At 66.5% G+C, this 12,577-nt stretch carries 12 protein-coding genes; 4 read left to right on the top strand and 8 right to left on the bottom strand.

Going from position 1 to position 12,577, the window contains the following annotated elements; all coding sequences use genetic code 11:
- The first annotated feature begins 117 nt into the window (after nucleotides 1-117).
- Nucleotides 118-1,104, top strand: a complete 987-nt coding sequence (locus BDO18943_RS03550) for an oxidoreductase (RefSeq protein ID WP_175021246.1) — start codon at nucleotides 118-120, stop codon at nucleotides 1,102-1,104.
- A gap of 214 nt (nucleotides 1,105-1,318) precedes the next feature.
- Nucleotides 1,319-1,618 (top strand): DUF4148 domain-containing protein, encoded by a 300-nt coding sequence (locus BDO18943_RS03545; RefSeq protein ID WP_175021245.1) that lies wholly within the window; start codon nucleotides 1,319-1,321, stop codon nucleotides 1,616-1,618.
- 199 nt (nucleotides 1,619-1,817) lie between these two features.
- Here the strand turns inward: BDO18943_RS03545 and BDO18943_RS03540 are convergent, their stop codons facing one another.
- The 6 genes from BDO18943_RS03540 to BDO18943_RS03515 all read right to left on the bottom strand — a co-directional run bounded on the left by BDO18943_RS03540 (nucleotide 1,818) and on the right by BDO18943_RS03515 (nucleotide 7,544).
- Nucleotides 1,818-3,014: a TauD/TfdA family dioxygenase gene (locus BDO18943_RS03540; protein WP_175021244.1), complete on the bottom strand. Its 1,197-nt coding sequence runs from the start codon at nucleotides 3,012-3,014 to the stop codon at nucleotides 1,818-1,820.
- Nucleotides 3,015-3,036: 22 nt separating this feature from the next.
- Nucleotides 3,037-3,993 carry an alpha/beta hydrolase gene (locus BDO18943_RS03535; RefSeq protein WP_175021243.1) on the bottom strand — a complete coding sequence of 319 codons (957 nt, stop codon included), beginning with the start codon at nucleotides 3,991-3,993 and terminating at the stop codon, nucleotides 3,037-3,039.
- Between the two features lie 33 nt (nucleotides 3,994-4,026).
- Entirely contained in the window at nucleotides 4,027-4,515 is a 489-nt protein-coding gene (locus BDO18943_RS03530) for a thioesterase family protein (RefSeq protein ID WP_175021242.1), read from the bottom strand.
- A 12-nt stretch (nucleotides 4,516-4,527) separates the two neighbouring features.
- Nucleotides 4,528-5,493 (bottom strand): L-carnitine dehydrogenase, encoded by a 966-nt coding sequence (locus BDO18943_RS03525; protein ID WP_011354221.1) that lies wholly within the window; start codon nucleotides 5,491-5,493, stop codon nucleotides 4,528-4,530.
- 88 nt (nucleotides 5,494-5,581) lie between these two features.
- The gene (locus BDO18943_RS03520; protein ID WP_175021241.1) at nucleotides 5,582-6,511 is read right to left on the bottom strand and encodes a BKACE family enzyme; all 930 of its coding nucleotides are present in this window, start codon (nucleotides 6,509-6,511) and stop codon (nucleotides 5,582-5,584) included.
- 79 nt (nucleotides 6,512-6,590) lie between these two features.
- On the bottom strand, nucleotides 6,591-7,544 hold the full coding sequence (locus BDO18943_RS03515) for a choline ABC transporter substrate-binding protein (RefSeq protein ID WP_175021240.1): 954 nt from the start codon (nucleotides 7,542-7,544) through the stop codon (nucleotides 6,591-6,593).
- 610 nt (nucleotides 7,545-8,154) lie between these two features.
- Between BDO18943_RS03515 and BDO18943_RS03510 the strand changes: the two genes are divergently transcribed.
- Nucleotides 8,155-9,738 carry an isocitrate lyase gene (locus BDO18943_RS03510; protein ID WP_175021239.1) on the top strand — a complete coding sequence of 528 codons (1,584 nt, stop codon included), beginning with the start codon at nucleotides 8,155-8,157 and terminating at the stop codon, nucleotides 9,736-9,738.
- An 81-nt stretch (nucleotides 9,739-9,819) separates the two neighbouring features.
- On the opposite strand, the gene BDO18943_RS03505 is transcribed toward BDO18943_RS03510, so the two are convergent.
- Nucleotides 9,820-10,716, bottom strand: coding sequence for a LysR family transcriptional regulator (locus BDO18943_RS03505; protein ID WP_175021238.1), 897 nt, complete (start codon nucleotides 10,714-10,716; stop codon nucleotides 9,820-9,822).
- Nucleotides 10,717-10,837: 121 nt separating this feature from the next.
- Between BDO18943_RS03505 and BDO18943_RS03500 the strand changes: the two genes are divergently transcribed.
- Nucleotides 10,838-11,281 carry a DMT family transporter gene (locus tag BDO18943_RS03500; RefSeq protein ID WP_175021237.1) on the top strand — a complete coding sequence of 148 codons (444 nt, stop codon included), beginning with the start codon at nucleotides 10,838-10,840 and terminating at the stop codon, nucleotides 11,279-11,281.
- A gap of 15 nt (nucleotides 11,282-11,296) precedes the next feature.
- Here BDO18943_RS03500 and BDO18943_RS03495 read toward each other — a convergent pair whose 3' ends face one another.
- Nucleotides 11,297-12,514: a porin gene (locus BDO18943_RS03495; protein ID WP_175021236.1), complete on the bottom strand. Its 1,218-nt coding sequence runs from the start codon at nucleotides 12,512-12,514 to the stop codon at nucleotides 11,297-11,299.
- Nucleotides 12,515-12,577 lie beyond the last annotated feature (63 nt).

Genomic DNA, 12,577 nt, shown 5'->3' with positions numbered 1-12,577 from the left:
CTAGAAGCGCCGGTCTAATTCCCCCGCTTGTCTGCCACGCCCGCGCGCACTATCGTTACACCATTCAATGTAACGATTACGCGCCGCGGCCGCCCGGTCGCGCCGATGGAGGCAGACATGCATGCATGGAGCGCGCGCCACGTCCCGGCGCAAGGCGGCAAGGTCGCGGTCGTGACCGGCGCCAACAGCGGGCTCGGCTGGCAACTCGCGGAAACGCTGGCCGCGAAAGGCGCGACGGTCGTGATGGGCTGCCGCGACGCCGCCCGCGCCGCACAGGCGGCCGACGCGATCCGCCGACTCCATCCCGATGCCCGCGTCGAAGTCGACGCGCTCGACCTCGCCGATCTCGCGTCGATCGCACGCTTCGCGGCCGATGTGGCCGAACGCCATGGCCGCGTCGACATCCTCTGCAACAACGCCGGCGTGATGTTCCTGCCGCGGCGCCAGACGCACGACGGCTTCGAGATGCAGTTCGGCACCAACCACCTCGGCCATTTCGCGCTGACCGGCCATCTGCTGCCCGCGCTGGGCGCCGCCCGCCGGGCGCGCGTCGTGACGATGTCGAGCGGCTTCAACCGCGGCGGACGGATCCGTGTCGACGACCTGCGCGCCGAGCACCGCTACAACCGTTATCTCGCCTATTGCGACAGCAAGCTCGCGAACCTCGTGTTCGCGATCGAACTGCAGCGCCGGTTCGAGCGCGCGGCATTCGCCGGGATCAGCGTGGCCGCGCACCCCGGCTACGCGGCGACCAACCTGCAGTTCGCGGGCCCGGCGATGGACAGCTCACCCGCCCGTGCCGCGCTGATGCGGGCCGCGAACCGTTATCTCGCCCAACCGGCCGACCAGGGTGCGCTGCCCGCGATTCATGCGGCAACCGCACCCGATCTCGCGGGCGGCGCGTATCTCGGGCCGTCCGGCTGGTTCGAGTCGCGCGGGCTGCCGGCGCCCGCGAGCGTGCCGCGTGCGGCGCGCGACGTGGCCTCGGCGGCGTTGCTGTGGGAAGCCTCGGAAGCCGCGACGGGCGTGCGTTTCCTCAGTTCGGGCGCGCCGGCCGGACGCGCGCCGGGACGACCGTTCGACACGACGGCCGAAGTGCGCTGAAACACGCATCGCCCTCCGTCACAATCTTCATACTTATTACATCACCCGAAAAGAAAGTCGATTGAAAGCCTGATTTGACGCGCTACTGTTACCACCCAGGAAACAATCTATCGTCAAAATCAGCGTTTACCCTGAACCCTCCGATGACTAAGATTTGATCAATCGCTTAAGACATGGTGTCGCGAGCGAACTCAATAAAACACCGGAGGTCATCATGAAATCGCTCGTTTCCGCAGTCGTTGCCGCTGCCGCCCTGTCCGCTTCGTTTGGCGCATTCGCTCAAAGCACCGTGACCCGCGCTCAAGTGCGCAACGAACTGGTTCAGCTCGAAAAGGCCGGCTACAAGCCGGGCCTGGCGAGCCCGTACTACCCGAACGACATCCAGAGCGCCGAAGCGCGTGTTCATGGTGCCGACACCAGCGGCTACGGCGCGCAACCTGCTCCGCTCGTCCACTCGGGCGCCCCGGCTGCAGCGTCGTCGAACGCTCGCGACTCGATCTTCTTCGGCCAGTAAGCCGATGCGCCCTCGGCGGGCGCCGCGCGTCGCGCGATGAAGACGTATCAGGACGAGCCCCCTTGCGGGGCTCGTCCTTTTTTATGAAACGCATACCTCCGCCGCCCGGCAACGGGTGGCTTCGCCCGGGCGCCTCGCGTCCGGGCGCTTTTTCATCTGCGAGGTACGCGTGCTGGCAGGATGAAGCCGCGCGCCCCCGTCAATGCGGCACAGCCGCGGCGGGCGCCGAACGCGACAACACGCGCCACCGCGACAGCAGCTCGTCGCGATCGATGTAGCAGCCCTGCAGGTGCCGGCGGCCGGTGGACGGATCGAATTCGGTGCGCGCATGCATCACGCGCCGGTTGTCGAACGCCCACATGTCGCCCGCCCCCAGCCGGCGCTGCACGCGAAAACGCGGCTCGCGTGCAAGCGCGAGGAACCGCCGGTACGCACGATAGACGGCCGCGACCGAACCGGCCGGTGCATCGAGCGGCCCGCGCAGGAAGTTCGCGACGCGCACCTCGGTGACGTTGCCGCGCGCATCGAGCCCGATCACCGGCGCCGAGCAGCGGTAGTCGCTGTGCGCACTCTTGTTCCAGAACTCGAACGGCGTCGACGCGAGTTGTTCAAAATCGGCCGGATGCTCGCGCCGCAGCGCATCCGCGAGCGCGAAACCGTCGAGGAACACGCTGTCGCCACCGGTCGCGTCGTTCGCGAGGCAATGCAGGAACTGCACGCCCGGCTGCAATTCGCGGGTCGGCAGATCGGTATGCGGCGGCAGGTTCAGTGACGTATACGCATTGCTGTCCGGACGCGGCTTCGATTCGACGTCGAACAGCACGCCGAAATTGCTCTCGCGAATCAGCCCGATGCGGCGCGCGATCTCGTCGACGCGGCCGCGCTCGGCCGGCACGCCTTCGACGAGCGTCAGCCCCGTGCGTTGCAACGCGGCCAGCCACGCGAGCAACGCGTGATCGTCCTCCATCACGTCGCGCCACGCGAACACGCCGATGGCCGTCGCGTCGTTGCCAGTCCACACGTGCCGCCCGTGCGCCGCCTGGCGCTCCGCGCGCGACGCGTCGTCATACGCATGCGCGCGCAACCAGCCCGGCGACCACGCGCTGCGATGCCCGTCGTTCCACTCGACATGCAGCGCGCCGTCGGTTTCGACGTGCACCGTGAGCGCGGCGAGATCCTCGCGCGCGTCGGCGATCTCGAACACCTGTTCACGCGTGACGGCGTGCACGCATGCGGAACACGCGCAGTTGTCACGCAGCCAGTCGAAATGAAACGGCGATCGTCGCGTGTCGCTCCACTCGACGTCCACGGCACCATCGGCGATCGTCGCCGCTGCGATGGCCGCGTCGGCCGAAAACGTCCGCCAGTCCTCGATACGGTGTTGCGCTGCCTGCATCGTTGCCTCCCGGAAACGCCCGCTACGCGTGTGGTGCGAGCAGAAACCCGCCGACCGTCCGGTGCAGCCGCGCCGCCTGCGGGCTCGTTCCGAGCGCGCGCCAGCAGCCGTGCACCAGCCCTTCTCCCATCCAGTAGTGCGCGACACTGCCGGCCGCGCGAATCCGTTCGACGTACACGCGCGCATCGTCGCGCAGTGGATCGTGTTCCGCGCCGATCGCGAGCACGGGCGGCAGGCCGTCGAAACGCGCCGCCGCGAGCGGCACCGATGCGCGCAACAGCGGGTTGCCGTCTCGCAGCGCATCGATCAAGTCGCCCTCCCAGTAGAGCGCGCGATAGCGATGGACGTCGTCGAGCGTCAGCATCGGCGCGTGCGCTTCCGTTTCGCGCGCGGGCGATTGCGGTTCGAACCCGAGCATCGGATAGACGAGCGCGATGCCGTCGACACCGCCTTCGCCCGCATCGCGCAACGCGGTGGCCACGGCTGCCGCGAGCATGCCGCCCGCGCTGTCGCCCGCGAGCGTCAGCGGCTGCTCGCACGGCCCGAACGGCCAGCGCGCATCGCGCGCGGCGCGCGTGACATCCAGACAATCTACGAGCGCAGCCGGCGCGCGATGCTCGGGCGCCAGCCGGTAATCGACTGCGATCACGTCGAGCCCCGTATCGGCCGCCAGTTGCGCGGTAATCAGCGCGTGACTGTCGAGCGAGCCGACGACGAAGCCGCCGCCATGAAAGAACAGCACGGTGCCGCGCGGCGTGCCGTGCGCGGACGCGTAGCGCCGCAGCGCGATCGCGCGGCCGTCGGGTGCCTGCCAGACGGCGTCCTGCTGCACGATCCCGGCCGGCAGCGCGGCCGGGGTCCATTCGGCCGCGAAGCGGTCGTAGAGACGGCGCTGCTCGCTGGCCGAGCGTGCCGCCGCGTCGGCCGGATACCACGCGTCGACGGCTGCAACGAACGTCGCGATTTCCGGTTCGAGCATCGTGTGCGCTCCGCGGTCGAAGGTTCGCGCCGGCTAGCGGCGCGGCGGCAGCCCGATCACGCGGCCCGCATACGCGGGTGCCGCGCAATCGTGCTGCAACGCATGCAGCTCGGCCACACGTGCGGCCACGTCGTCGTCGAACGGCGCCGACTTCGTGCCGTCGCGCGTATCGACGTGCAGCAGCATCTGCTCGCTCGCCGACACCGCGCCGTCATGCCCGGCCGCGAACAGTTCGAGATACAGGTGCAGCCGCTTCGCGTCGTGCGCAAGCACACGCGCGTCGACGCGCACCTGCGTGCCCTCCTTGATCTCTTGCAGGTAGTTCACATGCGCTTCGAGCGTGTAGACCGAGCGGCCCCGCTCGCGACGCGCGGCGTCATCGAGGCCGATGCGATCCAGCAGCGCATCGGTCGCGAAGCTGAAAATCAGCAGGTAAAACGCATCGCGCAGATGGCCGTTGTAGTCGACCCATTCGGGTCGCACGACGTCGCGGTATATCGTCAGCGGGGTATCGCCCGTCATCGTCTCTCGTCCTCAGTCTTCGAATCGCATACCGTGCCGCGCCTTCACCGCGGCGATCGACTTCAGCACCTCGGTGATGCACTCGTCGCGATAGCGTTCGAGTTCCTTGATGCTGCGCGTGCCCTGCTGTTCGGTCGTGCCTTCGACGACGCTGTCGATCAACGCATCGGTGAGCGTGGGTGCGACCAGCTTCGTCCACGGCAGTTCGAGCGCGGGGCCGAACTGCTGCATGAAGTGTCGCATGCCCGCGTCGCCGCCGGCGAGCGTGTAGGTCAGGAACGTGCCCATGAACGACCAGCGGATGCCCGCGCCGAAGCGGATCGCGTCGTCGATCTCACCGGTCGTCGCGACGCCTTCGTTGACGAGGTGCAGCGCCTCGCGCCACAACGCTTCGAGCAGACGATCGGCGATGAAGCCCGGCACTTCCTTGCGCACGTGCAGCGGCCGCATGCCGAGCTTGCGATAGATCTCCATCGCGCCTTCGACCGCTTCCGGCGACGTGCGCGCGCCGCCGAGCACCTCGACGAGCGGCAGCAAGTAGACGGGATTGAACGGATGGCCGACCACGCAGCGCTCCGGATGCGTCGCCCGCGCGTAGAAATCCGTCGGCAGCAAACCCGACGTCGACGACGCGATGATCGCGTCGGGCTTCGCCGCGCGGCTGATCTGCTCGTGCAGTTCGAGCTTCAGCGCCTCGCGCTCGGGCGCGCTTTCCTGGATGAAATCCGCATCGGCGACGCATGCCTCGATCGTCGATACGAAACGCAGCCGTGCAGGATCGGCGCCCGGTGCTAGGCCGACGCGTTCGAGCGCGGGCCACGCGTTCGCGACGTTCGCGCGCAGCCGTTCTTCCGCGCCCGGTGCCGGGTCCCAGACGACCACGTCGAGACCGTGCGCGAGCGCGCGGGAAATCCATCCGCTGCCGATCACGCCGGTGCCGATGGCGGCGAACGTCTTGATGTCGGTCTTCACAGCCATGTCAACGCATCCTTCAAATCAGGGGAAATCGGTGGGCGGCCGCGCCTGTGCGTACCGCCGCGTCATGTCAATCAGTCGGCGAAACCGCTCACGCGAACTCGGCGATCGCACGGCGATCGAGCGGACGCTCGCCGCGTGCCGGCAAGCCGAGCTTGCGGCGGCCTTCGGCCGGCGTCAGCACGCGGCCGCCGAGCCGTTCGACGATCTCTCTCGCGCGCTCGACGAGCGTGCCGTTGGTCGCATGCACGCCACGATCGAGCCAGATGTTGTCTTCGAGGCCGACGCGCACGTGACCGCCGAGCAGCATCGCCTGCGCGACCATCGGCATCTGCATGCGGCCGATCCCGAAGCCGGCCCAGTGCGCGCCCGGCGGCAGGTTGTCGACCATCGCCTTCATCGTGCCCGTGTCGGCCGGCGCCCCCCACGGGATGCCGAGGCACAGCTGGAACAGCGGCGGATCGTCGAGCAGCCCTTCCTTCAGCAGTTGCTTCGCGAACCACAGATGGCCCGTGTCGAAGATCTCCAGCTCCGGCTTCACGCCGAGTTCCTGGATGCGCTTCGCGCCGGCGCGCAGCTGCGCGGGCGTCGACACGTAGATATAGTCGCCGTCGCCGAAATTCAGCGTGCCGCAATCGAGCGTGCAGATCTCGGGCAGCAGCTCCTCGACGTGCGCGAGACGCGTGAGGCCGCCGACCAGGTCGGTGCCCTTGCCGAAACGCATCGGGTCCTCGCCCGGGCCGATCTCGAGATCGCCGCCCATGCCGGCCGTCAGGTTGATGATCACGTCGACGTCGGCCGAGCGGATGCGGTCGACCACTTCGCGGTACAGGTTCGGGTCGCGGCTGCCGCGCCCCGTCTGCGGGTCGCGCACGTGGCAATGCGCCACCGTCGCACCGGCCTTCGCGGCCTCGATCGCGGCGGCCGCGATCTCCTTCGGCGTGACCGGAATCGCCGGATGCTTGCCGACCGTATCGCCCGCGCCGGTGACCGCGCAGGTGATGATGACTTCATGGTTCATGCTGGTTGCCTCGCTTGAATCAGGTTGTGTCGCAATGCGGATGTTTCGTCAGGGCGCGCCGGGTGCGGCGCGCAAGCTGTCACAGGCCGAGATATGCCTTCACGGCCGGCAGCCCGTCCTTGCCGTCGAACGTCTTGACGCCCGCGAGCCACGGATCGAGCACCTGCGGGTTCTTCTTCAGGTACGCCTTCGCGGCATCGGCCGGTTTCGTCTTGTTCATCACCGACTGCATCAGCTGGTTCTCGAGCTGCGTCGAGAAGCGCAGGTTCGTGACGAGCTTGCCGGCGTTCGGGCAGCGTGAAATGAAGTCGGGCGCCGTCAGCGTGTACACACGCGCTTCGCCGTAATTCGGCCCGAACGATGCATCGCCGCCAGAGAGATAGTTCATGCTGAGCTGGATGTTCATCGGATGCGGTTCCCAGCCGAGGAAGACGACCCACTTCTTCTCGCGGATCGCACGCTCGACCGTCACCAGCATCCCGGCCTCGCTCGATTCGACCAGCTTGAAGCCGCCGAGCCCGTACTGGTTCGTGTCGATCATTTTCTGGATCGTCGCGTTCGCGCTGCTGCCCGGCTCGATCCCGTAGATCTTGCCGTCGAGTTCCGCGCGGTGCTTCGCGATGTCCTCGAAGGTCTTCAGGCCGGCCTGGTATTCGTAGCTCGGCACCGCGAGCGTCGCCTTCGCGCCCGACAGGTTCGGCGGTTCGACGACGTTGATCGACTTGTTGTCGAGGAACGGCTGGAGCTGCTTCTGCTGCACGGGCCACCAGTAGCCGAGCGACACGTCGAGCTGCTTGCTCTTCAGGCCGGCGAACGAGATCGGCACCGACGCGATCGTCGTGGTCGGCTTGTAGCCGAGCGCCTCGAACACGGTCGACGCGAGCGCCGTGGTCGACGTGATGTCGGTCCAGCCGATATCCGCGAAACGCACGGTACGGCACGTCGCGGCATCCGTTTCGGCCAGCGCCGCCTGCGTGAACGCGCCGGTCGCCAGCACGGCCGCGGCAAGCGCGGCGATCTTCGTCGACTTCATGGTTCGGTTCCTCCCGGTTGGACTCGCGGCAGCCGGTGCGCGGGGTGTGCCCGGCCTGCATCGTGGGAGTAAAAGTAACGAGCCATATTGGCCGCGAGAAGACCGGCGGCGACCTGTTCTTGACTATTTGCGACTATGAGTGGAAACCACTAGGTTTCTTGAGAGGCTTGATGGACGGGGTTTTCATGGGAATGAAAGACGGATTCAGCTTGTCCACATGCGGCGCGACATATTCCCTTCTGCCGGGCAGGGACGGCGTGCCGATGCGGCGTCGGGCCCGTGGCGCGCGCGCCGCACCGACGAACGGGTGTCATGGGCGCGTGTGAAGCTGGCCCGGCCTCCAGCAGCCGAAAGCGCGTTTCGTATTGCGGAATCTACGTCGAATTCCCGCGCCGCCGCCTTTTCGTCGCTTGAAAACTTGTTTTGCATTGCAAAAATCGCAACGTATCTCATTGAAAAACAAGAAAAAATAATGTCTTATGTCTTATATAAGACATTGCCAAAAGCTCAACGGGCGGCGTTACTATTTATCCCATGCAGTTCGCTTCGACAGACGTAGCGGGCACGCTCAACCAGTTACCCAAACGCGCTTTGCTCTCAGGAGATTGACATGGCCCAGTATCAAGACGACATCAAGGCAGTTGCCGGTTTGAAAGAAAACCACGGCAGCGCGTGGAATGCGATCAGCCCCGAGTACGCCGCCCGCATGCGTGCCCAGAACAAGTTCAAGACGGGCCTGGACATCGCCAAGTACACCGCCAAGATCATGCGTGCCGACATGGCCGCCTACGACGCCGATCCGGCCAAGTACACGCAGTCGCTGGGTTGCTGGCACGGCTTCATCGGCCAGCAGAAGATGATCTCGATCAAGAAGCACTTCAACAGCACCGAACGCCGCTACCTGTACCTGTCGGGCTGGATGGTCGCTGCGCTGCGCTCCGAGTTCGGCCCGCTGCCGGACCAGTCGATGCACGAAAAGACCTCGGTCAGCGCGCTGATCCGCGAGCTGTACACGTTCCTGCGCCAGGCCGACGCTCGTGAACTCGGCGGCCTGTTCCGCGAACTCGACGCCGCCACGGACGCTACCGCGAAGGCCGCGATCCAGGACAAGATCGACAACCACGTCACGCACGTCGTGCCGATCATCGCCGACATCGACGCTGGTTTCGGCAACGCGGAAGCCACGTACCTGCTGGCCAAGCAGTTCATCGAAGCAGGCGCCTGCTGCATCCAGATCGAAAACCAGGTGTCGGACGAGAAGCAGTGCGGCCACCAGGACGGCAAGGTCACCGTGCCGCACGAGGACTTCCTCGCGAAGATCCGCGCGATCCGCTACGCGTTCCTGGAACTGGGCGTGGACGACGGCATCATCGTGGCCCGTACCGACTCGCTGGGCGCCGGCCTGACCAAGCAGATCGCCGTGACCAACACGCCGGGCGACCTGGGCGACCAGTACAACGCGTTCCTCGACTGCGAAGAACTGTCGGCCGATGCACTGGGCAACGGTGACGTCGTCATCAAGCGCGACGGCAAGCTGCTGCGTCCGAAGCGCCTGCCGAGCAACCTGTTCCAGTTCCGCGCCGGTACGGGCGAAGCACGCTGCGTGCTCGACTGCATCACGTCGCTGCAGAACGGCGCCGACCTGCTGTGGATCGAAACCGAAAAACCGCATATCGCACAGATCGGCGGCATGGTCAGCGAGATCCGCAAGGTCATCCCGAACGCGAAGCTGGTGTACAACAACAGCCCGTCGTTCAACTGGACGCTGAACTTCCGTCAGCAGGCGTACGACACGCTGAAGGCAGCAGGCAAGGACGTGTCGGCCTACGACCGTGCGCAGCTGATGAGCGTGGAATACGACGAGACGGAACTGGCCAAGCTGGCCGACGAGAAGATCCGTACGTTCCAGGCCGACGCATCGCGTGAAGCAGGCATCTTCCATCACCTGATTACGCTGCCGACGTACCACACCGCCGCGCTGTCGACCGACAACCTGGCCAAGGAATACTTCGGCGACCAGGGCATGCTCGGCTACGTGGCCGGCGTGCAGCGCAAGGAAATCCGCCAGGGTATCGCCTGCGTGAAGCACCAGAACATGTCCGGCTCGGACATCGGTGACGATCACAAGGAATACTTCAGCGGCGACGCAGCGCTGAAGGCGGCGGGCAAGGACAACACGATGAACCAGTTCTGATACCGGTCATCTCCAGGCGAAACGCCAACCCTTCGGGGTTGGCGTTTTTTTTATCCGGCGCAATCGCGCGCGGCGTGCTCGTCAACCATCGACCTGCGTACTTTCCGCGACCACCCGCACGAACACATCCGCCAGCACCGTCGGCTCGACCGGCACCACCAGCGCGCAAACCGACCTTGCGTCTTCATCTCCAATCGGCACGAAGACGACCCCGTCGATCCCGAGGCTCGCCATCCGTTCCGGCACGATCGCCACGCCATGTCCGGCCGCGACGAGATTCAGCATCGACGTCTTCGGCGACACGATCCGGGCGGCAGCCGGGACGAATCCCCGCTTCAGGCAAAGATCGATCACGACGCGCGCGAGCCCGCCACGCTCCCGATACACGGCCGATACGAACGGCTCGTGCCGCAGCCGCGAGATCGCCGTGCGCTTGCGGCCGGCCAGCGGATGCTCGGCCGGCACCGCCACGCACAAACGCTCGGCCGCGAGCTCGACGAAGCGCACGCGCGGATCGCGGCGCAGCAGCGGCAAACGAACGATCCCGATATCGGCGTTGCCGTTCGCGATCTCCAGGACTTGATCCTCGGACGATGCGCGGTCGAGATCGATCCGCGCGCCCGGACACGCGCTCATGAAGCGCCCGAGCACCGGCATCAGGCTGCCGACGGGAACGGTGCTGGAATGCAGGAGCCGCAATACGCCCGCCTCGCCGCGCGACAACTGCGCGCCCTCGTCGGCCGCGGCGGTCAGCGTTGCCGGAATCGACGCCACGCGGTCGCGATAGATCGCGCCGGCCGGCGTGAGCCGCACCCCCCTCGGCTCACGGTCGAACAGCAGGAACCCCAGTTCGTCTTCCAGTTGACCGATCTGCCGGCTGAGCGCCGACTGCGCGACGTGAAGCGCGCCTGCCGCCGGCGTGAAGCCGCCGAGATCGGCCACGGTCAGGAAATACTGGATTTGCCTCAGCGATGGCATGCCGAAAAGAGATGGATAAGCGCCCGATTTGATATTTGCGTTATACCGTTGCGCTTCCCAGAATGGAAGCCTGCCGTGCCGGACCCACCGTCACCGCCACCTCGCCGGAGCCGCCCTCGTCGTGACTACTCTCCTGTCCTATCTGCTGGTCGTTGCCGCCGGTGTCAGCGTGGCATTGCAACAGGTGCTCAACGCCAACCTCCGCGCGCAGCTCGGCTCGCCGTGGTGGGCCGGCTCGGTCAGCTACCTCGTCGGCCTGGCCGCGATGCTCGCCGTCGCGCTCCTGTCCCCGCATCCGCGCCTGAGCGGTACCGTCACCGGCGCCGGGTCGTGGTTCAGCTGGACCGGCGGATTGTTCGGCGCGCTGTTCGTGGGCATCGCGATCCTGATGGTGCCGCGACTGGGCGCCGCGACGACGCTCGCGCTGATCGTCGTCGGGCAGATGACCGGCGCGCTCGCGTTCGACCACTTCGGCGTGCTCGGCATCCAGCAGCATTCGGCCGGCCCGATCCGCATGGCCGGCGCGGCGTGCCTCATTCTCGGGGTGGTGCTGGTTCGCGCTTGACGCGTCCGCGCCCGATCAGAAGTTGTGCTTCAACCCGGCCGTCACCGCCAATTGCCGACGGCTGGTCGAGTTCGGCAGATTCGGAATCTGCGCGTAGTTCGCCGCCCCACCCGTCACGGGATCGGTGCCGATGCCGTGCCCCGCCGCCTGCTGGAAGATGCCGACCGTATAGAGCGTCGTCTGCTTCGACAGGTTGTAGGTCATGCCCAGGTTCGCCTGATGAAACTTCGGCGAACCGTTCGCGTCGGTCTTCATCGCGTTGTAGATATACGCGGCGCCCAGCGTAAGCGCCGGCGTGACGGAGAAAGTCGCGTTGACCTCGACGATGTCGAAGCGTGCGTCGGCGCCATGCGGATGCGTGGTATCGGCGAAGTACAGGCTGTCGTCGAGCGTCGTATGCGTATAGACGACGCCGACCGTCGCCGGCCCGATCGCATACGACCCGCCCGCGCCGATCGCCCTCAGCGAGCGCGCGTTCTGCAGCTGGCAATACATGGCTGCCGGATTCGAACACGCGAAATCGCCGATATAAGCTTGCGCGCCGCCCAGCGCCGCATCGAGCGGATGATTCAGGTCGAGCACGCCGACGCCGAACGAGAACGGTGCGTGGTTGTAGCTCGCCGCCAGCGCCCAGCTGCGTTGCCGCGAAAAATCCCCGGCGACGCCACCGAACGAAAACGTGCCGCTGAACGCAAACCCCGCCACGGTGGGGCTCGTGTACTGCACCGCACTGTTCAGGTTCAGCGCCGCATTGAGGTTGTCGACGTCGCCGATATGCGCGCCGTACAGCGTGGCCCACGGAATGCTCGACGCATACGGCGCGAGCGTCGTCGTGTAGGAGTCGAACTGGCGGCCGATCGTCAGCGTGCCGTAGCGATCGTTGGCCAACGCGATCCATGCGTTCTGGTTGAACAGCGTGCCGGCCTGCAGGAGACTGCCGTTGTTCATCCAGAAGCTGTTCTCCAGCTTGAACGCGACAGCCGTGCCGCCGCCGAGATCCTCGTTGCCGGTCAGGCCGATGCGCGGCGGCGCGAGGTTGCCGCCCGTCACCTGAACGTTGCGGCCGCCGCGTACCGCACCATCGGCGCCCGTCGTCTGCTGGTTGTTCGTGACCGTGATGCCGGCGTCCACATCGCCATACAGCGTGACGCTGCTCAACGCATGCGCCCCCTGCGTGACGGCGAGCGCCGCCACCGCCGCCGCGATCCTGCGCGGCGTCGTCAGATCCTTCATCGGTCGTCTCCCCCTGATACGTCGTATCCGTGTCGCGGCGCATGCCGGAATCGGAATGCGCGC

It is taken from the genome of Burkholderia aenigmatica, from assembly GCF_902499175.1.
Classification (GTDB): domain Bacteria; phylum Pseudomonadota; class Gammaproteobacteria; order Burkholderiales; family Burkholderiaceae; genus Burkholderia; species Burkholderia aenigmatica.
The sequence above is the reverse complement of the archived record's forward strand: the minus strand, read 5'-3'. Positions and strand labels throughout refer to the sequence as shown.

What these genes read in the sequence shown, in the direction of transcription:
- BDO18943_RS03510 (WP_175021239.1), top strand. Translation starts at nt 8,155, where the DNA reads ATGGCCCAGTATCAAGACGACATCAAGGCAGTTGCCGGTTTGAAAGAA.
- BDO18943_RS03495 (WP_175021236.1), bottom strand. Translation starts at nt 12,514, where the DNA reads ATGAAGGATCTGACGACGCCGCGCAGGATCGCGGCGGCGGTGGCGGCG.
- BDO18943_RS03520 (WP_175021241.1), bottom strand. Translation starts at nt 6,511, where the DNA reads ATGAACCATGAAGTCATCATCACCTGCGCGGTCACCGGCGCGGGCGAT.
- BDO18943_RS03530 (WP_175021242.1), bottom strand. Translation starts at nt 4,515, where the DNA reads ATGACGGGCGATACCCCGCTGACGATATACCGCGACGTCGTGCGACCC.
- BDO18943_RS03545 (WP_175021245.1), top strand. Translation starts at nt 1,319, where the DNA reads ATGAAATCGCTCGTTTCCGCAGTCGTTGCCGCTGCCGCCCTGTCCGCT.
- BDO18943_RS03535 (WP_175021243.1), bottom strand. Translation starts at nt 3,993, where the DNA reads ATGCTCGAACCGGAAATCGCGACGTTCGTTGCAGCCGTCGACGCGTGG.
- BDO18943_RS03505 (WP_175021238.1), bottom strand. Translation starts at nt 10,716, where the DNA reads ATGCCATCGCTGAGGCAAATCCAGTATTTCCTGACCGTGGCCGATCTC.
- BDO18943_RS03550 (WP_175021246.1), top strand. Translation starts at nt 118, where the DNA reads ATGCATGCATGGAGCGCGCGCCACGTCCCGGCGCAAGGCGGCAAGGTC.
- BDO18943_RS03525 (WP_011354221.1), bottom strand. Translation starts at nt 5,493, where the DNA reads ATGGCTGTGAAGACCGACATCAAGACGTTCGCCGCCATCGGCACCGGC.
- BDO18943_RS03515 (WP_175021240.1), bottom strand. Translation starts at nt 7,544, where the DNA reads ATGAAGTCGACGAAGATCGCCGCGCTTGCCGCGGCCGTGCTGGCGACC.
- BDO18943_RS03540 (WP_175021244.1), bottom strand. Translation starts at nt 3,014, where the DNA reads ATGCAGGCAGCGCAACACCGTATCGAGGACTGGCGGACGTTTTCGGCC.